The sequence below is a fragment of the Altererythrobacter sp. BO-6 genome, from assembly GCF_011047315.1.
Lineage (GTDB): Bacteria > Pseudomonadota > Alphaproteobacteria > Sphingomonadales > Sphingomonadaceae > Erythrobacter.
The window spans coordinates 2,756,281-2,781,898 of record NZ_CP049259.1 but is presented as its reverse complement, the minus strand read 5'-3'; the positions used below and the strand labels follow the sequence as shown (position 1 = coordinate 2,781,898).

The following is a 25,618-nucleotide window of genomic DNA, read 5'->3' as shown; positions in this document are numbered from 1 at the left end:
ACTTGGACGACACGGAATTGTTCACATCCGCGCGAGACAGGCACCCCAGGTAAAGCCACCGCCCATGGCCTCGAACATCACCAGGTCGCCCGGCTTGATGCGCCCGTCCTTGCGCGCGACATCGAAGGCCAGCGGCACCGAAGCGGCCGAGGTATTGGCGTGGCGATCGACGGTCACGATCACCTTTTCCTCGGCGATGCCCAGCTTTCTTGCAGTGGCATCGAGGATCCGCTTGTTGGCCTGATGCGGCACCACCCAGTCAATATCTGCGGAGGAAAGACCAGTATCTTCAAGCACTTCGGCAAGCACATCGGCGAGATTGACGACCGCGTGGCGGAACACTTCGCGTCCCTTCATCCGCACATGGCCAACCGTTTGCGTGGTCGAAGGACCGCCATCGACATAGAGCAGATCGTGCTGCGCGCCATCGGCATGAAGCCGGGTGGAGATGATGCCGGGTGCATCGTCCGAGGCCGCTTCCTGTGCTTCCAGCACCACCGCGCCGGCGCCATCGCCGAACAGCACGCAGGTGGTGCGATCTTCCCAGTCGAGGATCCGGCTGAAGGTTTCCGCGCCGATCACCAGCGCGCGACTCGCCAGGCCCGTGCGCAGCATCGAATCGGCGGTCGCCAACGCATAGAGGAAGCCTGAGCACACCGCGGCAACATCGAAGGCAATCCCCCCATTGCAGCCGAGCGCGTCCTGCACCTTGGTGGCAGTGGCGGGAAAGGTGTTGTCGGGAGTCGCGGTCGCCACAATGATCAGGTCGATCCGGGCTGCATCGATCCCGGCATCGGCCAGCGCGGCACGGGCCGCAGCAGTGGCAAGGGTTCCCGTGGTTTCGCCCTCGCCCGCGATATGGCGCTGGCGGATGCCTGACCGCTCGACGATCCATTCGTCACTTGTATCGACACGCTCGGCCAGCTGCGCATTGGTGACCACCTGGGCCGGCAGCGCGGAGCCGCTGCCGCGGATCACGCTGCGGATCACTTGCTCGCCTCGCCGGGCTCGCCGCCATTGACCGGCGGGGGCGTGCGCAGACTGTCTTCACCCAGTTCGGCCAGGTCCTGCGCAATCCGCTCGGTCAGCCGGTTTTCCAGCAGCCGCGCTGCCACCGCAACGGCATTGGCCACGCCGCCCGATGTGGCGCTGCCATGGCTCTTCACCACCACGCCATTGAGGCCGAGGAAAACCGCGCCATTGTGATTGTTGGGGTCAAGATGATGCTTGAGCAGTTCGGTCGCCGGGCGCGACACCAGGAAACCGACCTTGGAGCGCAGCGAGCTGGTGAAGGCGGCGCGCAGTAGGTCGGTCACGAAACGGGCCGTGCCTTCGATCGCCTTGAGCGCGATATTGCCGGAAAAGCCGTCAGTCACCACCACGTCGACCTGGCCGCGGTTGATCTTGTCGCTTTCGACGAAGCCGTCGAACTGCATCGCAAGGCCGGTCGCCGCCTGCAGCTTTGCAGCGGCATCGCGCAGCGCCTCGGTGCCCTTGATTTCCTCGGTCCCGATGTTGAGCAGGCGCACCCGCGGCGCCTCGCGCCCAGTGATGATGCGCGAATAGGCGGCGCCCATGATCGCGAACTGCACCAGATTGCGCGCATCCGCCTCGGTATTGGCGCCAAGGTCCAGCATGACCACGTCAGGAATCTTCAAGCGTGGGCATGATTGCGGCGAGCGCCGGCCGGTCGATCCCCGGCATGGTGCGCAGCGCCAGCTTGCTCATAGCCATCAGCGCGCCGGTGTTGCCCGCGCTAACCGCGGCGCCAGCCTCGCCTTGCTTCACGGCATTGACGGCAAGCCCCATCGAGGTGGTCTTGGCGCGGCGCAACGCGCGGCTGGGCAGCTCGTCGCCACCCACCACATCATCGCAATGCAGGATTTCGGAGGCCCCGCGCATATTGGGGTGGTCTTCCAGCGCGGCCTTGATCCGCGCTTCGTCACCCACCAGCAGGAAGCGGAACTGGTCATGGCGGCGGCGCGCAAGGGCTGCACCCTCGATCATCACGCGAACACCTTCATCGCCGCCCATCGCATCAATGGCGATACGCGGCAGACTCATTTCCCGTTCTCCAATTCAGCGGTGCTTACAGGCCGACCGCGACAACCTCGCGACCATTGTAATAGCCGCAATGCGGGCACAGGTTGTGCGGCCGCTTAAGCTCGCCACAGTTCGAGCATTCGTGGAATGCCTCAACCTTCAGCGAATCATGCGCGCGGCGGTTACCACGGCGATGGGGCGATACTTTTCTCTTAGGGACAGCCATGGCGGCACCTGTTCCTCAATCAAATCGGTCAAATACGTGTGTTCGGGGCCGCCCTTACGGCAAGGACCGCGGGCGCACAAGTCACTCGTGCGCTACGTGGTACCCGGCCATGGCGGGAAGCCGCGCGCTATAGCGGAATTTTCTTGCGTTGCAACCCACCTGCCATCTGGGTAGCAAAACACAACCAAACCTGGAGGGGGAACCTTACATGAGCCTTATCTTGCCCGTTACACTTTCAGCCGCCGCTGCGGCAGCGATTATCAATATCTGGCTCAGCATCCGCGTGGGCCAGATGCGCGGACAGACCAAGGTGGTCCATGGCGATGACGCAGGCGGGCCCTTGACCCGCCGTATGAGGGCGCAGCTCAATTTCGTCGAGAACACCCCCTTCGTGCTGATCCTGATTGCGGCCATCGAGCTGAGCGGGCGCGGCCAGCCGTGGCTGGCCTATGTCGCGGGGCTCTATATGCTCGGCCGGATCGCGCATGGCATCGGCATGGACGGCGAGGGTTTCACGAAACCGCGCGGGATCGGCACGCTGATCACCATGCTGACGCTGCTAGGCCTGTCGATCGTGGCGGTGCTGATCCTGATGGGGGTGATGTAATTTCTCACCGTTAGGTGAGGAAATCGGCGAGCGACTAGCGAGCCGCAAGCCCGACCGGGCGCCCGCAGCGACGCGACCGTCAGGTCGTGTGAGCGAGGAAATCGCACGACGGATGTCGTGCGGAACTACGAAAGCGCGTAGTCGCTCACGAAGGCGTTGGTCTTGCGTTCCTGGCCGAAGGTGCTGACCGGGCCGTGGCCGGGGATGAACATCACGTCCTCGCCCAACGGCCACAAGCGCTGCGTGATCGAATCGATCAGGTCCTGATGGTTGCCGCGCGGGAAGTCCGTGCGCCCGATGCTGCCCTGGAACAGCACGTCGCCAACGATCGCGAAGCGGCTGGGCGCGTGGAAGAACACCACGTGGCCCGGCGTGTGGCCGGGGCAGTGGATCACGTCGAGCGTTAACTCGCCAACCGTCACCGTATCGCCATGCTTGAGCCAGCGGGTTGGCTCGAAACTCTGGGCGACCATGCCCCAGCGTGGGCCATCCTCGTCCAATTGCTCGATCCAGAACCGGTCATCCTCGTGCGGGCCTTCGATCGGCAGGCCCAGCTCGTCCGCCAGCATGCCGGTCTGGCCGCAATGGTCCAAATGGCCGTGCGTGACGAGCAGCTTTTCCAGCGTAACGCCTGCCTTGGCGACGCCCGCCTTGAGCTTGTCGAGATCGCCGCCCGGATCGACCAGCGCCCCGCGCATCGTCTTGGTGCACCAGATCAGCGAGCAGTTCTGCTGCAGCGGCGTGACGGGCAGGATCGCGGCCTTCATCGGCGGCGTAGCTTTGGGCGTCTCGTTCATGCGGGTGGAGATGGCCAAGCCGGTGCCGCATTGCAAGGCGGATAATGGCTAGAACCTGAGCGGCGCGAGATCGGGCGCTACCCAGCCACGCCGGGCATCGACGCTGAACAACAAATCCTTAGACCAGTGGCTGAGAATCCAGTCGGGCCGGCCAAATGGTCCGGCCAGCAGCGCGGCAAGTACAGCATGGAGCGCCGTGCCATGATGTTCGGCATGCACCGCGCGCGCCGCCGCGAGCGAGGCGACGGTGATCGTGTGATGATAGCCGGAACTGTCGGTGTTGGCCGTGCCATGTGCGTCGTTAAGTCGCAGGATCACGCCGCGAAAGCCCTCAGGCGTGGCAAGTTCGGGCCGGTGGCGGATGCACCACAGCGCCATCGCGAAATGCGCGGCATGGCTCCAATCGGCGTGCGGCAGGGTACAATCGAGCACGCGCGTAGCGAGATGCGCGATGGTATCGTCGGTCGGGAATTCGGTCGTTGAGGAACTCCCTCCGCGATCCGCACTCATACTCTCCCCCCTTCCAGACGACACGGCCGATAATCTCGACCTCTTCCGCGCTCACTTCGACCGGGGGATAGGCCAGGTTCTGGCTGAGCAGCGCAAGCCGCCCGCTTCCGGCGCTGGCAACCCGCTTGACCATCAGCGTATCGCCCAGCCGCACGACATGCACCCCGTCGCGAAACGGGCGCGGCGACCGGTCGACCAGGATCTCATCGCCATCGCGCAGCAGCGGCTCCATGCTGTCCCCTTCCACCGTGATCGCGGAAAGCTGCGCGCCCTCGAGCCCCTGTTCGGTGAGCCAGCGGCGCGAGAAGCGGAAGGCGTCGAACGGCACCTCCGCATCCGGCAGCGTGCCCGGCCCGGCGGAGGCACCGATATCGAGCCGCGGCACCTCCACCCAGCCGGTGAGTTTCGCGGCAGGAACGTAGGATTTTTCCCGCATATGCGTGTCAGGCGCGCCCAGTTGCGCCTCGTCTACCCCGAAGAAAGTCGCCAGCACGCGCCGGTCCTGCTCCTCCAGCTTGCGCGGCGAACCCTTGCGGATGAATTGCTGCAAGTAACTGGGATTGCGACCGATCATGTCGGACAGCGAAGCCAGGCTCACCCCACTCGCCTGCGCCAGTTCGAGCAGCCGCTCCCGCTCATTCGTGCCTAAAGCCATGCCATTTTCCTCAACTTGTATGAAAATTCCTATAGCATAGGATTTTTCCTAGACAAGTAGGATTTCACATGGAACGAATCAGGAACATTAATTCCGATTCGCCCGCTGTTGCGGGCCAGAGAGGGGACGCAACCATGCTGATACGATCCGTCGAGAAATTCCTGCGCGAGCACGATATGGCCGCCACCAAATTTGGGCGACTGGCCGCGCATGACCCGCGCTTCGTGCTGGATTTGCGCATGGGGCGCATGCCGCGCGCCGGCACCGAAGCGCGCGTGCGCCGCTGGATGGCGGAATACACGCCGCAGCGCATCCCCGCCGCCTTCGCCGACCGCGCGATCGAGACGAAGGGATTCGCCCATGCGCGCTGAATTCATCGAAACGAAGAGCCGCCCGCTTCGCCCGCGCCGAACCGTGGCCGATCGCGTGCGCGACGCGCTGCAGCACCTGGCCGCGTACCAGTCCAATTTGCTCGGCCACACCGAGACCCCCTGGGCCAGCATCACCTTTGCCGGATCGCGCCACGAGCTGCGCCTCGAATTTTGCGGTATCACGGCGTGCAAGGCGGGCGAGGAATTCATCGCCGCCCTGCCCGATCACGAGTTCGCCATCCCCGGACAGCTGGTGGCAGACGCCACGATCAGCGCGGTCGAGTCCTGCTACACGCCAGAGCCGCGCATGGTGGTAACGGCCACGCTGCTCTTGCTGGAGGATGCCTGACTAATAACCTTTGCGGGGATCGAACACCGGCGAAACCGGCTCCCCCTTGAGGTAATGGTCGAGGTTTGCGAGGAAGCGGTCGGCCGAACGCTGGAACATCTTGTCCTGCGCGCGGCCTGACAGGTGCATGGTGATATGCGCGTTGTCGAGCGTCCAGAGCTCGTGCTCGGGCGGCAGCGGCTCGGGCGTGGTCACGTCAAGGAACGCCCCGCCGATCGTCTTGCTCTTGAGCGCTTCGACCAGCGCGGGCTGGTCGATCACCGCGCCGCGCGCGATGTTGACGATCACCGCATCGCTTTTCATCGCCGCGAGTTCATCCGCGCCGATCATCCCGTCAGTTTCGGGCGTGGCGGGCACGGCCAGGATCACCCAGTCGAACCCGCCGAGCTTGTCGCGCCATTCGTCAGGCGCCAGCACGCCGTCTTCTCCCTTGGCCCCGCCGCTGCGGCGCACCACGGTCACTTCGACATCGAAGGCTTCCAGCCGCGGCTTGATGAGCTGGCCGATCGCGCCATAGCCCAGCAGCAGTGCCTTCGATCCGGCCAGCTCGCGCTTGCCGGGTGAATCGACCAGCCATTCGCGCCGGTCTTGCGCGCGAACGACATCGCGATAGCCCTTGGCGGTCGTCAGCATGCCCATCACGACATATTCGGCGATCGTCAGCGCGTTGATCCCCGCGCCATTAGTGACGGTAATTCCGCGTTCGATCAGCACGTCCATCGGCATGAAGTCGAGCCCGGCGTAGATCGAATTGAGCCATTTGAGCTTGGTCGCAGCGCGCAGGGTCTCGGCCATGGCCTGCTGGTCGTACATGTCGAACCAGCCGATCTCGGCCTCGGGCACCGCCTCCAGCGCTTCTTCCTTGGTCATGAACCAGCGCACGTCGAGCCCTTGCGGAAGGCGCGGTTCAAGCAGCGGGCGGATCAGGGCGGAAAGCGCGAGTACGGTCATTGGCAATCCTTATCCGTTCGCTTCGAGCGAAGTCGAGAGGTATTGCGAGGCGTCTCGACTTGGCTCGACGCGAACGGGAACCGGTTCAAAGTTTCCACTCCCAGCCGAGCGGGTCGCCGTCCATCACTTCGACGCCCTTGGCCGCGAGTTCGTCACGGATCGCGTCGGAGGTGGCGAAGTCCTTCTCGGCGCGGGCAGCCTTGCGGCGGGCCAGCGCGTCTTCGATTTCGGCCTCGTTGATCTGCGCGGATTTGGGACGGATGCGGAGGCCTTCGCGGGTCAGGTCGAACAGGCCGAGGCCCAAAACCGCGTCCATATGCGCGATCACCGCACGCTTGCTGCCATCATCGACCTTCTTGGTCGCGAGCGCATCCTCGAGCGCGGTCAGCGCGATTGCTGTGTTGAGATCGTCGCTGACCGCCGCATCGAACTTCTCCAGCGCTGGGGCGAACTTGGGATGATCGACTGCGCCGCCGCTTGGCGCATTGCGCAACCGCTCCACCGCCATCACCATCCGCTTCAGCCGCGTCAGCGCCGCCTGCAGCCCTTCCCAGCTGAATTCCAGTTCGCTGCGGTAATGCGCCTGCAGGCACATCAGCCGATAGGCGAGCGGGTGATAGCCCTTGTCGATCAGCAGCTGCAGCCGCAGGAATTCGCCCGCGCTCTTGCTCATCTTGCCCGATCGTTCGACCAGGAAGTTGTTGTGCATCCAGATGCGGGCGCCGGAATTCTCCGCCACGTCGAGCCCATTGGTGCAGCAGAACGCCTGGTTCTGCGCGATCTCGTTGGGGTGGTGGATCTCGCGGTGATCGATCCCGCCGGTGTGGATGTCAAACGGGAAGCCGAGCAGCTTTCCGCCCATCACCGAGCATTCGAGGTGCCAGCCCGGCGCGCCCTTGCCCCACGGGCTGTCCCATTCCATCTGCCGCGTCTCGCCCGGCGGCGTGGTGCGCCAGATTGCGAAATCCTGCGGGTGGCGCTTGCCCTCAACCTCGTCAATCCGGGCTTCGCCGTCTTCGGTAACCGCACGCGCCAGCCGCCCGTAATCGGCGACGGTCGAGACATCGAAGTAGAGCCCGCTGGCGAGCCGATAGCAATGCTTCGCCTCGATCGATTTGGCGAATGCGATCATCTCGTCGATGTAATCGGTGGCGATCGACCACTTCGCCGGCTGTCGGATGTTCAGCGCCTTCACATCGGCCCAGTATGCCTCAGTGTAATGTCGCGCGATGTCCCAGATCGATTGCGCCTTTTCAGCCGCCATCTTCTCCATCTTGTCCTCGCCCGCATCGGCATCATCGGTCAGGTGGCCGACATCGGTGATGTTGATGATGTGGGTGAGTTTGTAGCCCTTGTAGCTGAGCGTCCGCCCTAGCACGTCGGCGAAGACATAGGCGCGCATATTGCCGATATGCGGGTAATTGTAGACCGTGGGGCCGCAGGTGTAGACGCGCGCTTCGCCCGGGTGGACGGGCTGGAAGGTTTCCAGCTGGCGGGTAAGGCTGTTGAACAGCTTGAGGGGAACGGCGTCGGTCATGATGCGCGCGCTTTGCGGCGGCGCGCCCGCAAAATCAATCCCACCCTTCCCAGCGGATCGATTCCTCGATTCTCGCGCGCGGCACCGCGAACGTGTTCACCGGTGCATCCGCATCGCGATAGCCGATGGCGACGCCGCAGAAGAAGATGTGATCCTCGGGAATGCTCACCACTTCGCGGATCTGCGGGGAATAGACCGCCCAGGCCTCCTGGAAGCAGCAGTCGAGCCCTTCCTCGCGCAGCAGCAGGCCGATCGTCTGCAGCCACATGCCGATGTCCGACCATTGCGGCGGGCCCATGTATTTCGGCGTGTGCACCAGCATGAGGACGGGAGCCCCGAAGGCGCGGAAGTTTTCGGCGAACCACATCAGCCGCTTGCCCTTTTCCTCGCGGGAAATGTCGAGCGCGGCATAAAGCGCCTCGCCCACGCCGAAGCGGCGGGCCTCATATTCGCCGTCAAGCTCGGGCGGATAGATATGGTATTCGGGCTTGTGCGCCTCGCGCCCCTTGGGGAATTGCTCGGCCACCTTGGTGAACAGCGCCTGCATCGGCTCGCCCGTCAGCACTACTGCGTTCCACGGCTGGGTATTGCCGCCCGAGGGCGCGCGCTGCGCCTTTTCGAGCACGCGGGTGAGCGTGGCGCGATGAACCTTCTGATCGGTGAACTTGCGGACGGAGCGACGGCTGGCGACAGCTTCGGAGACGTTCATCTGCGCCCCCTCTCATCCTCGAACAGCTCTGCCAGCTGCTCGATGATCGTCCCGCCGAGCTGCTCGACATCCATGATCGTCACTGCGCGGCGATAATAGCGCGTCACGTCGTGGCCGATGCCGATCGCCACCAGCTGCACCGGCGAGCGCGTTTCGATCCATTCGATCACCTTGCGCAAGTGGCTCTCCAGGTATCCCGCGCTGTTGACGCTGAGCGTTGAGTCATCGACCGGCGCGCCGTCCGAAATCACCATCAATATGCGGCGATCCTCGCGCCGCGAGATCAACCGGTTATGCGCCCAGAGCAGCGCCTCGCCGTCGATATTCTCTTTCAGCAAGCCTTCGCGCATCATCAGGCCAAGGTTGCGGCGCGCACGGCGCCATGGCTCATCGGCCTGCTTGTAGACGATGTGCCTGAGATCGTTGAGGCGGCCCGGACCCGCCGGTTTGCCGTCTGCCAGCCATTGCTCGCGGCTTTGCCCGCCCTTCCACGCGCGGGTGGTGAAGCCGAGAATCTCGGTCTTGACCCCGCACCGCTCCAGCGTGCGCGCGAGGATATCGGCGCTGATCGCGGCGATGCTGATCGGGCGTCCGCGCATCGAACCCGAATTGTCGATCAGCAGCGTGACGATCGTGGTCCTTGAACTCGATGTCGCGCTCGGTCTTGTAGGTCAGCAGCGTGCCCGGGGTGATGATCACGCGGGCCAGCCGCGCGGGATCGAGCAGCCCTTCCTCCTGGTCGAAATCCCAGCTGCGGTTCTGCTGCGCCATCAGCCGGCGCTGCAGCCGGTTGGCGAGCCGCGTGACGATCCCCTGCAGGCCGGTCAGCTGGCTGTCGAGATAGGCGCGCAGCCGGTCAAGCTCTTCCGCGTCGCACAGTTCCGACGCGGGCACTTCCTCGTCAAACTGCGTGGTATAGGCGCGGTAGTCGAAGGAATCGGGGATGTCCCCCATCGGCCGGTTGGGGCGCACCGGCATCTTGCCTTCCTCGCCCTCGTCGCCCGGTTCGCCCTCGGACATTTCCTGGTCCGCGGACATCTCGCTCTGGCTTTCGCCGTCAGACTCGCCTTCGCTGGTGTCACCGGCCATTTCAGCACTCTGCTGGTCGCCCTGGCCCTCGTCCTGCTCGCCCTCGTCCTGTTCGTCCTGGCCGTCTTCGTCTTCCCCGTCCTCATTGTCGCCTTCATCGGGCGCATCGGTGGGATGGGTCAGGTCGAGATGTTCGAGCAGGTCCAGGCTCAGCGCCTGGAACGCCTTCTGGTCATCGAGCGAAGCGGCCAGCGCATCGAGATCGCCGCCGACGCGTTCCTCGATATAGCTGCGCACCAGTTCCACCCCGGCGCGGGCGCGCTCGGGCACGGGCTCGCCGGTCAGCTTCTCGCGCAGGAGCAACGACAGCGCGGTCTGCAACGGCACATCGTCGCGGCTTTGCGCGCGCGCAATCGGATCGGAGGCGACGCGCATTTCCGTTGCGCTGTCGAGGTTGGAGCGGACCCCGCCGAAGCGGTTGGCGCCCAATGCCTCATAGCGGGTACGCTCGATGGCGTCATAGCAGGCGCGCGCGGTCGGCTCGGGCGGCGCGTTGCGGGTGTGCAGGTCCGCATTGTGATGGCGCAGCTTCAGCGCGAAACTGTCGGCAAAGCCGCGCGCCTCGGCAACCTGCTCGGGCGGAAGATTGCGGCCAGGCAGCGGCACACGGAAGTTCTTGCCCGATGATGAAGGTGCGTCCGCGCTCCACGCCACTTCCACCTCGGCCTCGCGCGCGATCGCGCGGCTGGCACCGGTCAGCGCGTGCTTGAAGCGATCGAGAGGGGTTTCTTCGGCCAAGGCGTGGTCTTCGCGAATGTTTAGCGGATAATCGACTGGCCCGTCTTTGCCCAATCGGCAAGGAAACCTTCAATCCCCTTATCTGTCAGGACATGCTTGAACAGCGCCTTGATCACGGCGGGCGGCGCGGTCATCACGTCGGCGCCGATCTTCGCGGCCTCGAGCACGTGGGTGACGTGGCGCACGCTGGCGACGAGGATTTCAGTTTCGAAGGCGTAATTGTCATAGATCAGGCGGATATCTTCGATCAGTTCCATACCGTCGAAGCCGTTGTCATCATGCCGCCCGACGAAGGGCGAAATGAAAGTCGCCCCGGCCTTGGCCGCCAGCAGCGCCTGGTTGGCCGAGAAGCACAGCGTGACATTGACCATGGTGCCGTCACCGGTCAGCGCCTTGCAGGTCTTGAGGCCGTCAATGGTCAGCGGCACCTTGATGCAGACATTGTCCGCCAGCTTGCGCAGCACTTCCGCCTCTTTCATCATCGTCTCGTGGTCGAGCGCGACCACTTCGGCGGACACCGGCCCATCGACGATGGCGCAGATTTCCTTGGTCACTTCCATGAAATCGCGGCCTGACTTGGCGATCAGCGAGGGATTGGTGGTGACGCCATCGAGCAGGCCGGTCGCGGCCAGTTCCCTGATGTCGTCAATCTCGGCAGTGTCGGCAAAGAATTTCATGGATCGCTCCGGTGTCGGCTGTTCGAGATCGTGCAGGTTCCCTACCGCATAGCAGTGTTTTCGGGCGAGGCCATGCGCGCGGCTTTCCGCATCTGCATCGGCGGGCCGTTTATGGTTAACGCAATCTTAGCATTGGCTAGGTAGTTTCCCCGATAAAGCCAGAATAGCACGTTGAGGAAATGCATTATGAACCGCACCGGATATCGGCCCGCGCTGCTTGCCGTCCTGCTGCTGGGCACCCCCGGCGCTGCTTATGCCAGCGACGATGCGTTCGAGCTGTGGCTCAACCCCTCGGTCGATTTCGCGCTCGATCGCGACAACACGATCGAACTGGAAACCGCGCAGCGATTCCGCAGTGCTGGCGACGGCCGGTCAGACACCTATTTCGCGCGCCTTTGGCTGCACCACAAGATCGCCGATAACGCGACCTTGTCCGGAGCGTTCGAGCAGCGCGAAAACGATGGCGGGCTCGACGAAGTGCGCACCATGCAGCAGATCTCGACCAGCCACGGATATTTGCGCACGCGATTGCGGCTGGAACAGCGCTGGGTGGAAGACCAGAGCCGTATGGGCCTGCGCCTGCGCCCGCGGCTGGGCGTGAAAGTGCCGTTCGACGGAGCCGGGAAATTGGCGTTCAAGGCCGACACCGAACTGTTCATTACTCTGCGCAGTTCACGCGTCGGCCCGGCAGATGACAGCGGCTTGACCGGTGTGCGTTCGCAATTGGGCCTGTCCTATGCCGCATCGGACAAGCTCGAACTGAGCCTGACCTATTTGCGCCAGCAGGATATTCGCGACAATGCGCCTGACCGGGTCGGCCATGCCCCTTTGATCGGGATCGCCTACAGCTTCTGACTTCGGCCTAGTATCGCGCGCCCGCACCGAACACGCCGATCAGCACTGGATCGCGGGTCGCAAGCGGATCGGCCCGGATCGCAGATTCCTCATTGCCGATCTCGCTCCAGATCGCATCGTCGACCTTGCCCGCCAGCCGCCGTGCCACGCCGCTGACATTCACGCCGGTCATCGCGTCGATCAGCTGACCGACCAGCGGGTCGGAGGAAATCTCGATCGCCCGACCCAGCTCTGGCACCATCGCCTCAATCAACTGCCCACCCATTTCGCCGCGCAGGAAATCGGTCGCCGCGCGCGGGCCGCCGCGCACCAAGTCATTGGCGTTGCTCCAGCCGATCACCCGCACGGCATCGACCACCAGCGGGGCGGCGCGTTCGCTGCCCTCGATCGCGATATCGGCAAAGGCATCCTGCAGCCGGTCCTTGAACAATGCGGAAGTGAGGATCCGGCTCAGCACGTCACCGCGCGTGCCCAGCAGCTCGCCCAGCCCCACGCGGGCCACTTGCGCATCCCAGAACCCGCCCGGCTCGACCAGCCGCGCGAAGGCGCGCTCGCTCGACAGCAGCAGCAGGCGCCGCACCGCCTCGGTCACGCTGAAGCGCGGCATGCTGTTGCAGCCCGGCAGCACGAGCAGGGTCGCACCGGCGGCGGCCCCGCCCAGAAAGGCGCGGCGGCCCAGCGTGTTTTCCAGCGAAACGTTCATATCCCTATCCCTCGTGCTTGTGGCAGGCATGGTTGAGCGCCCATATTGCCGCGGCCAAGATGAACCGTATCCGACTCCTTGTCTTCAACGCCGCACTGGGCGCGCTCGATTATCGCGTGCCCGATGGCGTGCACGTGGAGCCGGGCTCGGTTGTGCTCGCACCGCTGGGGCCGCGCCAGATCACCGGCATCGTGTGGGAGGCAGAGCGGCTGCCAGCCAAGGAAGTGCCCGCGGAAAAGCTCCGCCCGATCCTGGAGGTACTGCCAGTGCCGCCGCTCAGCGCGCCGCTGCGCCGGCTGATCGAATGGACCGCGGAATATTATTGCGCGCCGATGAGTGCAGTGGCGCGGATGGTGATTTCCTCGGGCGGTGCGCTCAACGGCCCGGCGACGATGACCGAATATCGCCTGTCGGGCGGGATGCCAGAGCGGATGACGCCGCAGCGCGAAGCCGCGATCGAGGCTTTGGAAGGCGAACAGGCGACGATCCGCGAACTGGCGGGCATCGCCGGAGTTTCCGAAGGCGTGCTGCGCGGGCTGGTGGACCAGGGCGTGATCGAGCCGGTGACGGTGGCGATAGACCGGCCCTTCCCCTCCGCCGATCCCGATTTCGACGTGCCGGACTTGTCGGCCGACCAGCGCGAAGTCGCAGACGTTTTGGTGAACGCCGTGCGTGCAAAGAGCTTCGCCCCCTTCCTGCTCGACGGCGTGACCGGATCGGGCAAGACCGAAACCTATTTCGAACCCATTGCTGAAGCGATCCGGATGGGGCGGCAAGTGCTGGTGCTGCTGCCCGAAATCGCGCTGACGGAGAATTTCCTCAAGCGATTCGAGCAGCGCTTCGGCGCGGAGCCGGTGCTGTGGCATTCCTCGCTCAAGTCGACCGAGCGCCGGCGGGCCTGGCGCGCAATATCGGAAGGCACGGCGCAGGTGGTCGTCGGCGCACGCTCCGCCCTGTTCCTGCCCTATCGCAATCTTGGGCTGGTGGTGGTCGATGAAGCGCATGAGGTGAGCTTCAAGCAGGATGACGGGGTGCGCTACAACGCCCGTGACGTGGCGGTGATGCGCGCCCATTTCGAAGGCTTCCCCGTGGTGCTGGCGAGCGCCACTCCCGCGCTCGAAAGCCTTCATATGGCCGAAACCGGCACTTACACACGGCTCGACCTGCCGAGCCGCTTCGGCGGGGCCGAACTGCCGCATATCGACACCATCGACCTGACCGAGGAACCGCCCGAGCGGCAGCGCTGGCTCGCCCCGCGCCTCGTCGCCGCGCTGGAAGACCGGCTGGCGAAGCATGAGCAATCGCTGCTGTTCCTCAACCGGCGCGGCTATGCCCCGCTCACCCTGTGCCGCAATTGCGGCTTCCGCTTCCAATGCCCCAATTGCAGCGCCTGGCTGGTCGAGCACCGGCTGTCGGCGCGCCTCGCTTGCCACCACTGCGGGCATGAAGAGCAGCCGCCTGCGACCTGCCCGGAATGCGGCGAGCCCGATTGCCTGGTCGCCTGCGGCCCGGGGGTCGAACGGATCGCTGACGAAGTGGCCGAGCTGTTCCCCGAGGCGCGGGTGGCGGTGGCAACGTCAGACACGCTCAACTCACCCGAGCGCGCGGCGCAGTTCATCCACGAGGCGGAAAGCGGCGCGATCGACATCATAATCGGCACGCAGCTGGTGACCAAGGGCTTCCACTTCCCCGAGCTAACGCTGGTAGGAGTGATCGATGCCGACCTTGGCCTCGAAGGCGGGGATTTGCGCGCGGCCGAGCGCACTTACCAGCAGGTGGCGCAGGTCGCCGGGCGCGCGGGGCGCGGGGCCAAGCCGGGCGAAGTGCTGATCCAGACGCGCCACCCGACCGCGCCAGTGATTGCCGCTCTGGCCGAGGGCAATCGCGACGCCTTCTACGAAGCCGAGACCGAGGCGCGCCGTCACGCGGGCGCCCCGCCGTTCGGCCGCTGGGCCGCGATCATCATCTCGTCGGAGGACGATGCCGAAGCGCGCGAGGCCGCCAACCGGCTGGGTGCCACCCGCCCGCAGCTTGACGGGCTGATGGTGCTCGGCCCCGCCCCTGCCCCACTGTCGCTGCTGCGCGGGCGTTATCGCCATCGCTTCCTGGTCAACGCGCGGCGCACCGCGAATTTGCAGGCGATCCTGACCGACTGGCTGGCGACACAGGACTTTGCGCCGGGCGTGCGGGTGAGCGTGGATATCGACCCCTACAGCTTCGTGTGAGGCACCATTCACGGGCTCAGTCATTTGGACTGCATGCAAAGCCCCATCCTCGTCCCCATCCTCGGCGACCAGCTGAGCCGCAATCTCGCATCGCTACGCGGACGCGCGAAGGACGACACCGTAATCCTGATGATGGAGGTGTGGGACGAGGCGACCTATGTGAAGCATCACAAGCAGAAGATCGTGCTGATCTTCTCTGCGATGCGTCACTTTGCCGCGGAACTGCGCGATGCGGGGTGGACGGTCGATTATGTGAAGCTGACCGATCGGGACAATTCAGGCAGTTTCACCGGCGAAGTCGCCCGCGCCATTGAGCGGCACGATCCGCGCGCCGTACATGTCGTCGAAGCCAGCGAATGGCGCGTGCAGCAGGCGATCGAGGAATGGCCCGGCAAGTTTGCCTGCGAGGTCGAAATCCTGCCCGATGACCGCTTCCTTTGCAGCCACGCCGAATTCGAGGAGTGGGCGGAGGGTCGCAAGCACCTGACGATGGAGTATTTCTATCGCGAGATGCGCAAGAAGACGGGATTGCTGATGCGCGGCGACGGCAAACCGGTTGGCGGCGAATGGAATTATGACAGCGAAAACCGCGAGCCGCCGAAGGAAGAGCTGAAAGCCCCGCCACGCCCGAAATTCGCGCCTGACGAGATCACTTGCGAGGTGATCGATCTCGTCGAAGAGAAATTCGCCGATCATTTCGGCTCGCTCGATCGGTTCGAATGGCCCGTCACTCGCAACGAAGCCGAGCAAGCCGCCGACGCCTTCTTCGCCGAGCGGCTGGAGAACTTTGGTCCCTACCAGGACGCAATGGTGCACGGGCAGGACGACCTTTATCATTCGATGCTGTCGACCAGCATCAACCTCGGCCTGCTCGACCCGCTTGACCTGTGTCGCCACGCCCAGCAAGCCTATGAGGAGGACCGCGCCCCGCTCAATTCGGTCGAGGGCTTCATCCGCCAGATCATCGGCTGGCGCGAATATGTGCGCGGGTTTTACTGGCACTTCATGCCGCAGCTTGAGCGCGCGAACGAGCTTGGCGCGGACCGCCCGCTGCCCGAATTCTACTGGACGGGCGAAACCGATATGCGCTGCATGGCGGATTGCATTCGTTCAACCCGCGACAATGCCCATGCGCACCACATCCAGCGGCTGATGGTGCTGGGCAATTTCGCGCTGCTCGCAGGGATCGAGCCGCGCGCGGTGCAGGACTGGTACCTGGCGGTCTATGCCGATGCCTATGACTGGGTGGAGATGCCCAATGTGGTGGGCATGATCCTCTATGCCGACGGCGGGAAACTTGCGACCAAACCCTATGCCGCGAGCGGCAATTACATCAACAAGATGTCAGACTACTGCAAAGGGTGCCGCTACAAGGTCAGCCAGAAGACTGGTGACGGCGCCTGCCCGTTCAACCCGCTCTACTGGCACTTCATGAACCGGCACCGCGACCGGCTGGAATCTAACCACCGGATCGGGCGGATCTATGCGACGTGGGACCGGATGGGCGAGACGAAACAGCGCGAATATCTGACAAGCGCAGAGAATTTCCTCGACACGCTTGTGCCAGCGCGCGAAGACTGGGCGCGATACCAATAGGGAGAGCCGCCGCCATGCTGACCGTCCACCACCTGCGCCTGTCGCAATCCGAACGCATAGTCTGGCTGTGCGAGGAGCTGGGCATCGATTACGACTTGAAGCTCTACAACCGGCGCACGGACAACAACCTGGCGCCTGACGAATACAAGGCGCTGCACCCGATGGGCATCGCCCCGGTCATCACCGATGACGGTTTCGTGCTGGGCGAAAGCGGTGCGATCATCGACTGGATCGTCGCCAAATATGGCGACCGCGGGCTGGTGCCGGACAAGAACCATCCCGATTTTGCCGATCACCTGTTCTTCTACCACTGGGCCAACGCCACTTTCATGACCAACGGGATGATGGCGCTGGTCGCCACCCGCATGATGGGCGCGGACCAAATGCCGCCCTTCGTCGCGGACCGCATGGCCAAGAGCTGGGCGATCGTCGAGAAGCGGCTGGGCGAGGCCGACTATTTCGGCGGAGGGCAGCTGACCACGGCAGACATCATGATGGGCTTCCAGCTCACCACTAGTCGCGCGATGAGCGGGATGAGCATCGAAGGAATGCCTAACCTGCAGGCTTACCTGAAACGCATCGGCACCCGCGAGGCGTACCAGCGCGCGATGGCGAAATGCGAACCGGGAATGCCGCCCAAGCTGGATTGAGCAAGCGGCTGATCGCCAATCGTTACAGCGCCCGTCCGTACAGCCTGAGGAGTTCGGCCCAGGCGCGCTCCGCTTCGGCTTCGGCATAGGCGGGGCTGTCAGGAACGCACCAGCCATGGTCGCCTGCGAACACCTCAACCATTGCCGTACGACCCGCCGCTGCTGCAGCCTCGCGCAGCACAGTCTTTTCGCCCGGAGCCTCGGCATCGTCATCCTGTGCGATCGCGATCAGCAGCGCGGCGTCCATCTTGCCGAACAGCTTGTGCGGGCTCATGGCATAATCTTCGCGCACCAGCCCGCCGCCATGGAAGCTGGCTGCTGCCTTGACCCGTGAAGGCACCGCAGCGGCAGTCCACATTGTGAATGGCCCGCCCATGCAATAGCCCTGCGTGCCGATGCCACGCTTGCGGTCGACCTCCGGCCGGCTATCGAGAAACGCGACAGCTGCCTCGGCATCGCGCATGATCGCCGCGGCATCGAGCTTGGCACGCATCTCACGCGCACGCGGCCAGCCGCCATTCCCGGCGAAATCGGCGAAGTCCTGCCAGATCGGTGCGGGCGTATCGCGATAGTACTGGTTTACCACCAAAGCGGTGAAGCCGCGATCGGCCAGCCGCCGCGCCATCGCCTTCTTGCTGTCGCGCAGGCCCGCGATATCGGGCCAGATGATCACAGCGGGCGCCGGGCCTGAAGTGGTGGCAGCCAGCCAGCCATCCATCGTGCCGTCTGCGGTCGCAAAGCTCACCGCCTGTTCAGTGAAACTGGGGAAGCCGGGTGAGGTGACGGTTTCAGGCTCGCCGCTCATGGCACCGCTGGTCGGTGCGCAAGCGGTGACCGCCGCCGCCGCGCCCAGCACGCCGAACTGGCGGCGGGTCAGCCCTTCGCGGGCCCAACGGGTGATCTTGTCTTCATCGCACATCCATCTGCTCCCTTCGCCTGTCGCTGCCCATATCTAGCGAGGAAACGGACGAATGCAGCAAATGGTTTCAATCCCTATCAGCTCTTCCGCTCGCGCTTCAGCAGTTCGGCCTTGATCTCAAGCCCATAGGCATAGCCACCCAGCGTACCGTCCGCCGCGATCACACGGTGGCAGGGGATAAGCACAGCAATATTGTTCGCGCCATTCGCGCTGCCGACCGCACGGCTGGCCTTGGCGTTGCCGAGCATCGCCGCCTGTTCGCCATAGCTGCGCGTTTCGCCCGCCGGGATCTCGCACAGCGCCTGCCAGCAGCGTTGCTGGAACGCCGTGCCTTTGACGTCGAGCGGGATGTGCGAATTGTCGAGCGCCGGATGCTCGACCGCTTGCACAACACGGTCAAACAGCGCGCGAAATTCGCCGCTGCCCGCGACCAGTTCGGCCTTGGGGAAGCGCGCCCGCAATTCCCGCTTCGCCTTCGTTGAAGCTGAGGCAGCACACGCCCTTGTCGGTCGCCGCGACCAGCATCGGCGCGATCGTGGGTCTCGACTACGGCCCAATGGATCACGCGCCCGGCCCCGCCATTCTTCCAGTCGCTCGGCTGCATGCCCATCCTGCCCTTCACTCCTTCGTAGAAGCGGCTCGGCGCTTCATAGCCTGCATCATAAATCGCATCGGTGACCCGCCCGGCGCCGCGCAGCGCCTTGCGCGCGCGTTCCTCCTTCAAGGCGCGGGCATAGGCCGCAGGCGAGAGCCCGGTGGCGCGGGTGAACACCCGCTGGAAATGCGCCGGTGAATAGCCGGTGATTGAGGCGAGTTCGTCAAGCTTGCTGCCTTCGCCCGATTTGATCGCTTCGATCGCGGCGAGCACCGCCGCTTCGTCACGCCCCACCTCGTCCGGGCGGCAGCGCTTGCAGGCACGCAGGCCCGCCGCGCGCGCTTCTGCACTGGTGGCGAAGAAGCGCACGTTCTTGCGATCGGGATGTCGTGCAGCACAGCTTGGGCGGCAATAGATGCCGGTGGTGAGCACGCCGGTGACGAAGCGCCCGTCGTACGCACGGTCGCGCCGCTTCACGGCGGCCCAGGCGGTGTCTGCGGGGATGGTTTCCTCAGTCATGCCGCCTTTCTAGGTTAATGCTCCGGTCACTGCATCCCGAAGCTTGCGATCAAAGCAAATGCGGGTCAAACAGAAGCACTATGGGTCGCTTCCTCACGCTTTTCGCATTGCTGCTTGCGCTTGTGCTGCCCCGTCCGGCCAACGCCGATCCGGCGGACATCGACGCTGCAGCCCGCGGCGTGGTGCGCGTGGTGATCGTGGGGACGGACGGGCGCGAAATCTTCCCGGTCAGCCATGGTTCGGGCTTTGCCATTTCGCCGACACAGATCGTCACCAATGCGCATGTCATCCGCGAAGCCTTGCAGGACGACACATTGCGGATCGGCATCGTCCCGTCAGAAGGCAGCGCCGCAGCCTATGCCCGGCCGGTTTCCGTCAGCCCGCGCAACGATCTGGCACTGCTGGAGATAACCGAGGGCAATCTGCGCCTGCCCCCGCTGACACTGGCCGGCAGCCTTGCCGGGGACATGGGCGAGGTATCGGCAGTCGGTTACCCGATGAACGTCGACCAGGCGCAAGGGCTGGAAATCAGCGACATCTTCCGCGCCCAGCCGCCGGTGAAGAGCCGCGGTTTCCTGTCAGGCGCGCGCCCCAGCCGCCAGTTCGACACGATCCTGCACACAGCGCCGATCGCGCGCGGCAATTCGGGCGGGCCGCTGCTCGACGGTTGCGGGCGGGTGCTGGGCGTCAACAGCTTTGGCGCGGATTCCGGCGGATCGGACGCCGAGTTCTATTTCGCGGTTTCGATCCGCGAATTGTTGCCTTTCCTGCGCAGCAACGAGGTTGAGCCGAGCGTCAACAACCTGCCTTGCCGCAGCATCGACGAGCTGGAGGCGTCGGAACGCACGCGGCTTGAGCAGCAACGGGCCGAGGCCCGGCAGCGACTGGAGGCGCGGGCCAACGAATTGCGCGAGCGCCGCGCGCGGGCTCAGCTCGAAGCGCAGCTGGCGGTCCAGAACGAGCGCGAAAATGCCATGGCGCTGGCGCTGTTGCTGCTGCTGGTAGCAGTAGGTGCAGGCTATGTCGCGGAGCAGGCGCGCAAGCAGGAGGGCGGCGAACGGCGCGTCATGGTGGCAGCCGGGGTAGCGCTGGTTGCGCTGGCAGGTGCGGGCATCCTGTGGGTTTCGCGCCCCGGGATCGACGAGATCGACCGCCGGGTCGAAGCCGCGCTTCGCGAGCAAGAAGGCAATCGCCCGGACGAGGCGGTGTCTGCGGCGCGCGAAGGCACCATGCTGTGTACACTGGTTCCCGAACGCAGCCGCATCACTGGCGCGCGAACCGACGATGTCGAGTTCGACTGGGCGGCGGATGGTTGCGTCAACACCCGCACGCAATACGGCCTCAACGGCGGCGAATGGACCCGGGTGATGGTGCCCGATGACGAGCAGGCGGTATCGATCAACCGCTATGATCCGGAAACGCGCACCTTCCTGACCGAACGCTACCTGCTGGGCAGTGACGCGATGGCGCAGGCACGCGAGGCGCGCGCCGCCTACGAGACGCCGCAATGCCGCACCACCGATGCCGCGCAAACGCTGGGCGAACAGCAGCAAAGCGTGATTGCGCTGTTGCCGCCGCGCCCCAATGAACGGCTGGTCTATAGCTGCGAGCCGCGCGCGGCTCGCACTGCACCGCTAGCGGCGACCGGCGGAGATTAGCCAGGCCGATAAACTAGGCCGCCAAGGCTTCCCCGCTTAGCGTGATGCGATGCATCTCGCGGCGATGCCCCTGATAATCATTCAGCGCATTGTGCCAGGTGGTCCGGTTGTCCCAGATCGCAATCGTGCCCGGCTGCCACTGCAGGCGGCACTGGTTGTCACCGGTCAGCGCGGCATCATAGAGACGCTGGAGTAGCGGCAGGCTTTGCTCGCGGGTCTGGCCAACGAAATGGATCGTGAAGGCCTTGTTGACATAGAGCAGCTTGCGCCCCGTATGCGGGTGGCGGATCACCACCGGATGCACCGCGCCGGTCTTGAGATCCTGTCCGCGCAGGTTCTTGCCCATATCGGTCTGCGCGTACAGGCCATCGGCCTTGTAGATATGGTCGGCGGTGTGGAACGCCTCCAGCCCCTCGATCTCGGCTTTCACCTCGGCGGGCAGCGCATCATAGGCAGCCCCCATATGCGCCCACATGGTATCGCCCCCGCTGGGCGGCAATTCGCGCGCCACCAGGACCGATCCCATCGCCGGAATCTGGTCATACGAATGGTCAGTGTGCCAGTCCCCGCCGATATTGGTCTGCTGGTCGGCTTCTTTCTTGACCACCGCGATCTCGTGAAAGTCCTTCTGCAGCGGGAAATAGTTGTTGATGTCGATCCCGCCCCAGCGCTTGCCGAAGCGAATGTGCTCCTCGGGCGAGAACTCCTGGTCGCGGAACACCGCCACTCCGTGATTGTAGATCGCCTGTTTGATCGAATCCATTTCGGCATCGCTGCAATTCGCCAGCGACACGCCCGATATCTCCACCCCGCATTTGGGGGCCATCGGCGTCAGTTCCATCGTTCCTCTCCCAGCCTTGCTATTTGGCCTCAATCGCCGGCGTTCGCGTCCGCTCACTTGGCTATCCTCGCTCACGCGACCTGACGGTCGCATCGCTGCGGGCGGCCGGTCGGCCTTGCGGTCCGCTTGGCTGGCTGGCGATGTTACGGGCTGTGCAAGCAGCCCGCAAGCGCGACCGCGCGCCCGGAGGAGCGAAGCGACGGAGGTAGCCAAGCGGCCCGGACGGGCCGCGCCCGGCGTTTGAGGGCAAATCAAACAGACTCCGGGTTGCACTTGCGAAGAGGCGATGCTAGGCGCGCGCCAGCTTTGCCGGGGCTCCCCCTGTGTGCCCGGAACGGTTGAAGCGATGCATCGTTATTTTCGCAGATCCTAAAGGACCTCAAACGCGTGGATATTTCCGCCGGTATTCAGGCTAGCCTAGCTGGGCGTTACGCCGTGGCCTTGTTCGAGCTCGCATCCGAGGGCGGCATCGTGACCGCTGTCGAATCGGATCTCGAAACGCTGGGCGCCGCACTTGCCGAATCGGCCGAGCTGCGCAGCGTCACCACCAACCCCGAATTGAGCCGCAAGGCGCAGGCTGAAGCGATCGCCGCTGTCGCCGCGCATCTGGGGCTGTCGGACCTTACCAGGAATTTCCTCGGTGTGCTGGCCGGCAACCGCCGCCTCTCGTCGCTCGGCGACATGATCCGCGCTTTCCAGACCATCGCCGCGGCACAGCGCGGCGAGGTCACCGCCGAAGTCACCAGCGCGCACGCGCTCAGCGATGAGCAGCTGGCGCAGCTGAAGGACAAGCTCACCGCCCGCCAGGGGCGCACCGTCAAGCTCAAGCCGAGCGTCGACCCGGACTTGCTGGGCGGCCTCGTCGTCACCATCGGATCGCAGCGCATTGATGGCTCGATCCGCACCCGTTTGAATTCACTTGCGCAGGCAATGAAGGCCTAAAGGACTAAAGACATGGAAATCCGCGCCGCAGAAATCTCCAAGGTCATCAAGGACCAGATCGCCAATTTCGGCACTGAAGCCGAAGTCAGCGAAGTCGGTTCCGTGCTGTCGGTGGGTGACGGGATCGCCCGCATCCACGGCCTCGACAAGGTCCAGGCCGGTGAAATGGTCGAATTCGCCAATGGCATCCAGGGCATGGCCCTGAACCTCGAAGCCGACAATGTCGGCGTCGTGATCTTCGGCTCTGACGCCGAAATCAAGGAAGGCGACAGCGTCAAGCGTACCGGCACCATCGTGGACGTGCCGGTCGGCAAGGGCCTGCTGGGCCGCGTGGTCGATGCCCTTGGCAACCCGATTGACGGCAAGGGCCCGATCGAAGCGACCGAGCGCCGCCGCGTCGAAGTAAAGGCGCCGGGCATCATCCCGCGTGAATCCGTGTCGGAGCCGGTGCAGTCGGGCCTCAAGGCGATCGACGCGCTCGTCCCCGTGGGCCGCGGCCAGCGCGAGCTGATCATCGGTGACCGCCAGACCGGCAAGACCGCCGTCGCGATCGACACCTTCATCAACCAGAAGGGCGTCAACGCGTCGAACGACGAATCGAAGAAGCTCTATTGCATCTATGTCGCCGTCGGCCAGAAGCGCTCGACCGTGGCGCAGATCGTCCGCCAGCTCGAAGAAAACGGCGCGATGGAATACTCGATCGTCGTCGCCGCAACCGCTTCGGAGCCTGCTCCACTGCAGTATCTCGCACCCTACACCGGCTGCGCGATGGGCGAATTCTTCCGCGACAACGGCATGCACGCCGTGATCGTGTATGACGACCTTTCGAAGCAGGCCGTGGCTTACCGCCAGATGTCGCTGCTGCTGCGCCGCCCGCCGGGCCGCGAAGCTTATCCGGGCGACGTGTTCTACCTCCACAGCCGCCTGCTTGAGCGTGCGGCGAAGATGAGCAAGGCCAATGGCGGCGGCTCGCTGACCGCGCTGCCGATCATCGAAACGCAGGCAGGCGACGTGTCGGCCTATATTCCGACCAACGTGATTTCGATCACCGACGGCCAGATCTTCCTTGAAACCGGCCTGTTCTACCAGGGCATCCGTCCGGCGATCAACGTCGGCCTGTCGGTCAGCCGCGTCGGTGGCGCTGCCCAGACCAAGGCGATGAAGAAGGTGTCGGGCTCGATCAAGCTGGAGCTGGCGCAGTACCGCGAAATGGCGGCCTTCGCGCAGTTCGGTTCGGACCTCGACGCTGCGACGCAGAAGCTGCTCAACCGCGGTGCGCGCCTGACCGAGCTGCTCAAGCAGCCGCAGTTCTCGCCGCTGCCGTTCGAAGAGCAGACCGTGTCGATCTATGCCGGCACCAACGGCTATCTCGACAGCATCCCGGTTGACCGCGTGACCGAATATGAGGAACAGATGCTGGCGTTCATGCGCGCCGAGCATGCCGACGTCCTCAAGGAAATCCGCGAGACGACCAAGTTCGAAGGTGAAACCGCCGACAAGACGAAAGCTGCGCTCGACGCCTTCGCCAAGCAGTTCGCCTGAGCCTGAGAGACACGATTAGGGAGCCGACATGGCCTCGCTGAAGGAACTCAAAGGCCGGATCAACTCGGTCAAATCGACCCAGAAGATCACCAAGGCCAAGCAAATGGTCGCGGCGGCCAAGCTGCGCCGTGCGCAGGCTGCGGCTGAATCCGCACGCCCCTATGCCGAACGGCTGGCGGCGGTGATGGCGTCGCTCGCGGCCAAAGTGGGCAAGAGCGATTCCGCGCCCAAGCTGCTTGCCGGCACCGGCAGCAACCAGCGCCACCTGCTGGTGGTGGTCAACACCGACAAGGGCCTGTGCGGCGGTCTCAACGCGAATATCGTGAAAGAGGCCAAGAAACAGGCGAGGCAGCTGATCGCGGAAGGTAAGGACGTGAAGTTCTACCTGGTTGGCAAGAAAGGCCGCGCCCCGATCAAGCGCGACTTTGAAAGCCGCATCGCCAAGCTGTTCGACACGGCCAATGTAAAGACCCCGGGGTTCGAAGAAGCCGATGCGATCGCAGCCGAACTGATCGGCATGTTCGAAGCGGGCGAATTCGACGTCGCGCACCTGGTCTACCCGACCTTCAAGAGCGCGCTGGCGCAAGACCCGACCACGATCCAGCTGATCCCGGTCCCGTCCAATAACTCTGGGCCCGAGGATGCCGCGGGCGGCGATGCCGCGGGCGGCGATGCCGTGGTCGAATACGAGCCGGGCGAAGAGGAAATCCTCGAAGAACTGCTGCCGCGCTACGTCAAGACGCAGATCTTCGGCGCGCTGCTCGAACGCGAAGCGAGCGAACAGGGCGCATCGATGACTGCGATGGACAACGCCACGCGCAACGCAGGCGACCTGATCAACAAGCTGACGATCCAGTACAACCGCAGCCGCCAGGCCGCGATCACCACCGAACTGATCGAAATCATTGCCGGCGCGGAAGCGTTGTAAGCGAAGGTGACCATGATGAACCGCACCATCCTGATGCTGTTGCCGCTTGCGGCCCTCGCTGCTTGCGGCGAACAGACGCCTGCGCCCGTGCCTGAGGAAACACCCTCGGTTGAGGAGCAGATTGCCGCCATGGAAACGATCGCTGCACCCGACCAGAAGCTGTTCGCCGAAACGCTGGCAGCCGCTTGCCCGAATGCGAAGCCTGTCAACACCGCTGTGTGCAAGCGCGCCGGGCTCGGTTCGGAAGACGTCGTATGCGAATACGGCCTCGGCGATGACGAATATCTCCGCAACAAGGCGACCATGACCGTAGTCGATGACGCATGGGCAATCGCCGATCCAGAAACAGTTTGCGCCCAGGGCGCGTAAGATACCGACAAGAGCAG

Annotated in this window: 24 protein-coding genes and 3 pseudogenes; 12 read left to right on the top strand and 15 right to left on the bottom strand. The window is 64.4% G+C overall.

Annotated features, from left to right (window positions below):
* Positions 1–21: 21 nt before the first annotated feature.
* The 3 genes and pseudogenes from G6N82_RS13555 to rpmF form a co-directional block, all read right to left on the bottom strand.
* On the bottom strand, positions 22–990 hold the full coding sequence (locus G6N82_RS13555) for a beta-ketoacyl-ACP synthase III (protein WP_277601947.1): 969 nt from the start codon (positions 988–990) through the stop codon (positions 22–24).
* Positions 987–2,064 (bottom strand): annotated as a pseudogene (plsX, locus tag G6N82_RS13550) (phosphate acyltransferase PlsX). The gene G6N82_RS13555 and the pseudogene plsX overlap by 4 nt, the downstream one beginning before the upstream one ends.
* A 25-nt stretch (positions 2,065–2,089) precedes the next feature.
* Positions 2,090–2,269: a 50S ribosomal protein L32 gene (rpmF, locus tag G6N82_RS13545; protein WP_165197281.1), complete on the bottom strand. Its 180-nt coding sequence runs from the start codon at positions 2,267–2,269 to the stop codon at positions 2,090–2,092.
* Between the two features lie 208 nt (positions 2,270–2,477).
* On the opposite strand from rpmF, the gene G6N82_RS13540 reads away from it, so the two are divergent.
* On the top strand, positions 2,478–2,876 hold the full coding sequence (locus G6N82_RS13540; RefSeq protein WP_165197278.1) for an MAPEG family protein: 399 nt from the start codon (positions 2,478–2,480) through the stop codon (positions 2,874–2,876).
* A gap of 125 nt (positions 2,877–3,001) precedes the next feature.
* Here the strand turns inward: G6N82_RS13540 and G6N82_RS13535 are convergent, their stop codons facing one another.
* The 3 genes from G6N82_RS13535 to G6N82_RS13525 all read right to left on the bottom strand — a co-directional run bounded on the left by G6N82_RS13535 (position 3,002) and on the right by G6N82_RS13525 (position 4,838).
* Positions 3,002–3,643 (bottom strand): MBL fold metallo-hydrolase, encoded by a 642-nt coding sequence (locus G6N82_RS13535; protein WP_165198271.1) that lies wholly within the window; start codon positions 3,641–3,643, stop codon positions 3,002–3,004.
* A 78-nt stretch (positions 3,644–3,721) separates the two neighbouring features.
* Positions 3,722–4,051 carry a hypothetical protein gene (locus tag G6N82_RS13530; RefSeq protein ID WP_241255111.1) on the bottom strand — a complete coding sequence of 110 codons (330 nt, stop codon included), beginning with the start codon at positions 4,049–4,051 and terminating at the stop codon, positions 3,722–3,724.
* Positions 4,005–4,838: a S24 family peptidase gene (locus G6N82_RS13525; RefSeq protein WP_346773737.1), complete on the bottom strand. Its 834-nt coding sequence runs from the start codon at positions 4,836–4,838 to the stop codon at positions 4,005–4,007. Before G6N82_RS13525 ends, G6N82_RS13530 begins: the two co-directional genes overlap by 47 nt.
* A gap of 134 nt (positions 4,839–4,972) precedes the next feature.
* Between G6N82_RS13525 and G6N82_RS13520 the strand changes: the two genes are divergently transcribed.
* Positions 4,973–5,209 carry a hypothetical protein gene (locus tag G6N82_RS13520; RefSeq protein ID WP_165192554.1) on the top strand — a complete coding sequence of 79 codons (237 nt, stop codon included), beginning with the start codon at positions 4,973–4,975 and terminating at the stop codon, positions 5,207–5,209.
* Positions 5,199–5,558 (top strand): hypothetical protein, encoded by a 360-nt coding sequence (locus tag G6N82_RS13515; protein ID WP_165197276.1) that lies wholly within the window; start codon positions 5,199–5,201, stop codon positions 5,556–5,558. Before G6N82_RS13520 ends, G6N82_RS13515 begins: the two co-directional genes overlap by 11 nt.
* Here the strand turns inward: G6N82_RS13515 and G6N82_RS13510 are convergent, their stop codons facing one another.
* From G6N82_RS13510 to fsa, 5 genes and pseudogenes are all read right to left on the bottom strand, one after another.
* Positions 5,559–6,509, bottom strand: coding sequence for a D-2-hydroxyacid dehydrogenase (locus G6N82_RS13510; RefSeq protein WP_165197274.1), 951 nt, complete (start codon positions 6,507–6,509; stop codon positions 5,559–5,561). It abuts the gene before it with no gap.
* Between the two features lie 85 nt (positions 6,510–6,594).
* On the bottom strand, positions 6,595–8,046 hold the full coding sequence (gene cysS / locus G6N82_RS13505) for a cysteine--tRNA ligase (protein ID WP_165197272.1): 1,452 nt from the start codon (positions 8,044–8,046) through the stop codon (positions 6,595–6,597).
* A 34-nt stretch (positions 8,047–8,080) separates the two neighbouring features.
* Positions 8,081–8,755: a nitroreductase gene (locus G6N82_RS13500; protein ID WP_165197270.1), complete on the bottom strand. Its 675-nt coding sequence runs from the start codon at positions 8,753–8,755 to the stop codon at positions 8,081–8,083.
* Positions 8,752–10,582 (bottom strand): annotated as a pseudogene (gene cobT, locus G6N82_RS13495) (cobaltochelatase subunit CobT). The gene G6N82_RS13500 and the pseudogene cobT overlap by 4 nt, the downstream one beginning before the upstream one ends.
* A gap of 20 nt (positions 10,583–10,602) precedes the next feature.
* Positions 10,603–11,259: a fructose-6-phosphate aldolase gene (fsa, locus tag G6N82_RS13490; protein WP_165197268.1), complete on the bottom strand. Its 657-nt coding sequence runs from the start codon at positions 11,257–11,259 to the stop codon at positions 10,603–10,605.
* 186 nt (positions 11,260–11,445) lie between these two features.
* On the opposite strand from fsa, the gene G6N82_RS13485 reads away from it, so the two are divergent.
* A complete protein-coding gene (locus tag G6N82_RS13485) occupies positions 11,446–12,114 on the top strand; it encodes a DUF2490 domain-containing protein (protein ID WP_165197266.1) in 669 nt (222 codons plus the stop codon).
* Between the two features lie 7 nt (positions 12,115–12,121).
* Here the strand turns inward: G6N82_RS13485 and G6N82_RS13480 are convergent, their stop codons facing one another.
* Positions 12,122–12,817, bottom strand: coding sequence for a DUF4197 domain-containing protein (locus G6N82_RS13480; RefSeq protein ID WP_165197264.1), 696 nt, complete (start codon positions 12,815–12,817; stop codon positions 12,122–12,124).
* A 59-nt stretch (positions 12,818–12,876) separates the two neighbouring features.
* On the opposite strand from G6N82_RS13480, the gene G6N82_RS13475 reads away from it, so the two are divergent.
* The 3 genes from G6N82_RS13475 to G6N82_RS13465 are packed head-to-tail and all read left to right on the top strand — an operon-like array spanning position 12,877 to position 17,288.
* Entirely contained in the window at positions 12,877–15,042 is a 2,166-nt protein-coding gene (locus G6N82_RS13475; RefSeq protein WP_165197262.1) for a primosomal protein N', read from the top strand.
* A 33-nt stretch (positions 15,043–15,075) separates the two neighbouring features.
* On the top strand, positions 15,076–16,638 hold the full coding sequence (locus G6N82_RS13470; RefSeq protein ID WP_165197260.1) for a cryptochrome/photolyase family protein: 1,563 nt from the start codon (positions 15,076–15,078) through the stop codon (positions 16,636–16,638).
* 14 nt (positions 16,639–16,652) lie between these two features.
* Entirely contained in the window at positions 16,653–17,288 is a 636-nt protein-coding gene (locus G6N82_RS13465; RefSeq protein WP_165197258.1) for a glutathione S-transferase, read from the top strand.
* A gap of 22 nt (positions 17,289–17,310) precedes the next feature.
* Here G6N82_RS13465 and G6N82_RS13460 read toward each other — a convergent pair whose 3' ends face one another.
* Positions 17,311–18,207, bottom strand: coding sequence for a dienelactone hydrolase family protein (locus G6N82_RS13460; RefSeq protein WP_165197256.1), 897 nt, complete (start codon positions 18,205–18,207; stop codon positions 17,311–17,313).
* A gap of 77 nt (positions 18,208–18,284) precedes the next feature.
* A pseudogene (locus G6N82_RS13455) lies at positions 18,285–19,321 on the bottom strand (methylated-DNA--[protein]-cysteine S-methyltransferase).
* 80 nt (positions 19,322–19,401) lie between these two features.
* Here G6N82_RS13455 and G6N82_RS13450 point away from each other — a divergent pair.
* A complete protein-coding gene (locus G6N82_RS13450) occupies positions 19,402–20,979 on the top strand; it encodes a serine protease (RefSeq protein WP_165197254.1) in 1,578 nt (525 codons plus the stop codon).
* 13 nt (positions 20,980–20,992) lie between these two features.
* Here the strand turns inward: G6N82_RS13450 and G6N82_RS13445 are convergent, their stop codons facing one another.
* Positions 20,993–21,820 (bottom strand): TauD/TfdA family dioxygenase, encoded by an 828-nt coding sequence (locus G6N82_RS13445; RefSeq protein WP_165197252.1) that lies wholly within the window; start codon positions 21,818–21,820, stop codon positions 20,993–20,995.
* A gap of 387 nt (positions 21,821–22,207) precedes the next feature.
* Between G6N82_RS13445 and G6N82_RS13440 the strand changes: the two genes are divergently transcribed.
* From G6N82_RS13440 to G6N82_RS13425, 4 genes are read left to right on the top strand one after another with little or no spacing between them, the layout of a single operon-like run.
* A complete protein-coding gene (locus G6N82_RS13440; RefSeq protein ID WP_165197250.1) occupies positions 22,208–22,762 on the top strand; it encodes a F0F1 ATP synthase subunit delta in 555 nt (184 codons plus the stop codon).
* Positions 22,763–22,774: 12 nt separating this feature from the next.
* Complete coding sequence (gene atpA / locus G6N82_RS13435; RefSeq protein WP_165197248.1) at positions 22,775–24,304, top strand: F0F1 ATP synthase subunit alpha; 1,530 nt, start codon at positions 22,775–22,777, stop codon at positions 24,302–24,304.
* Between the two features lie 28 nt (positions 24,305–24,332).
* Positions 24,333–25,232: a F0F1 ATP synthase subunit gamma gene (locus G6N82_RS13430; RefSeq protein WP_165197246.1), complete on the top strand. Its 900-nt coding sequence runs from the start codon at positions 24,333–24,335 to the stop codon at positions 25,230–25,232.
* Positions 25,233–25,244: 12 nt separating this feature from the next.
* Positions 25,245–25,601: a hypothetical protein gene (locus tag G6N82_RS13425; protein ID WP_165197244.1), complete on the top strand. Its 357-nt coding sequence runs from the start codon at positions 25,245–25,247 to the stop codon at positions 25,599–25,601.
* Positions 25,602–25,618: the final 17 nt, after the last annotated feature.

Coding starts and splice junctions, on each gene's coding strand:
- G6N82_RS13450 (WP_165197254.1), top strand. CDS start 19,402: ATGGGTCGCTTCCTCACGCTTTTCGCATTGCTGCTTGCGCTTGTGCTG.
- G6N82_RS13470 (WP_165197260.1), top strand. CDS start 15,076: ATGCAAAGCCCCATCCTCGTCCCCATCCTCGGCGACCAGCTGAGCCGC.
- G6N82_RS13515 (WP_165197276.1), top strand. CDS start 5,199: ATGCGCGCTGAATTCATCGAAACGAAGAGCCGCCCGCTTCGCCCGCGC.
- G6N82_RS13430 (WP_165197246.1), top strand. CDS start 24,333: ATGGCCTCGCTGAAGGAACTCAAAGGCCGGATCAACTCGGTCAAATCG.
- G6N82_RS13445 (WP_165197252.1), bottom strand. CDS start 21,820: ATGGAACTGACGCCGATGGCCCCCAAATGCGGGGTGGAGATATCGGGC.
- G6N82_RS13525 (WP_346773737.1), bottom strand. CDS start 4,838: ATGGCTTTAGGCACGAATGAGCGGGAGCGGCTGCTCGAACTGGCGCAG.
- G6N82_RS13500 (WP_165197270.1), bottom strand. CDS start 8,755: ATGAACGTCTCCGAAGCTGTCGCCAGCCGTCGCTCCGTCCGCAAGTTC.
- G6N82_RS13475 (WP_165197262.1), top strand. CDS start 12,877: ATGAACCGTATCCGACTCCTTGTCTTCAACGCCGCACTGGGCGCGCTC.
- G6N82_RS13535 (WP_165198271.1), bottom strand. CDS start 3,643: ATGAAGGCCGCGATCCTGCCCGTCACGCCGCTGCAGCAGAACTGCTCG.
- atpA (WP_165197248.1), top strand. CDS start 22,775: ATGGAAATCCGCGCCGCAGAAATCTCCAAGGTCATCAAGGACCAGATC.
- G6N82_RS13460 (WP_165197256.1), bottom strand. CDS start 18,207: ATGTGCGATGAAGACAAGATCACCCGTTGGGCCCGCGAAGGGCTGACC.
- G6N82_RS13510 (WP_165197274.1), bottom strand. CDS start 6,509: ATGACCGTACTCGCGCTTTCCGCCCTGATCCGCCCGCTGCTTGAACCG.
- rpmF (WP_165197281.1), bottom strand. CDS start 2,269: ATGGCTGTCCCTAAGAGAAAAGTATCGCCCCATCGCCGTGGTAACCGC.
- G6N82_RS13465 (WP_165197258.1), top strand. CDS start 16,653: ATGCTGACCGTCCACCACCTGCGCCTGTCGCAATCCGAACGCATAGTC.
- G6N82_RS13540 (WP_165197278.1), top strand. CDS start 2,478: ATGAGCCTTATCTTGCCCGTTACACTTTCAGCCGCCGCTGCGGCAGCG.
- cysS (WP_165197272.1), bottom strand. CDS start 8,046: ATGACCGACGCCGTTCCCCTCAAGCTGTTCAACAGCCTTACCCGCCAG.
- G6N82_RS13480 (WP_165197264.1), bottom strand. CDS start 12,817: ATGAACGTTTCGCTGGAAAACACGCTGGGCCGCCGCGCCTTTCTGGGC.
- G6N82_RS13530 (WP_241255111.1), bottom strand. CDS start 4,051: ATGGCGCTGTGGTGCATCCGCCACCGGCCCGAACTTGCCACGCCTGAG.
- fsa (WP_165197268.1), bottom strand. CDS start 11,259: ATGAAATTCTTTGCCGACACTGCCGAGATTGACGACATCAGGGAACTG.
- G6N82_RS13485 (WP_165197266.1), top strand. CDS start 11,446: ATGAACCGCACCGGATATCGGCCCGCGCTGCTTGCCGTCCTGCTGCTG.
- G6N82_RS13520 (WP_165192554.1), top strand. CDS start 4,973: ATGCTGATACGATCCGTCGAGAAATTCCTGCGCGAGCACGATATGGCC.
- G6N82_RS13425 (WP_165197244.1), top strand. CDS start 25,245: ATGATGAACCGCACCATCCTGATGCTGTTGCCGCTTGCGGCCCTCGCT.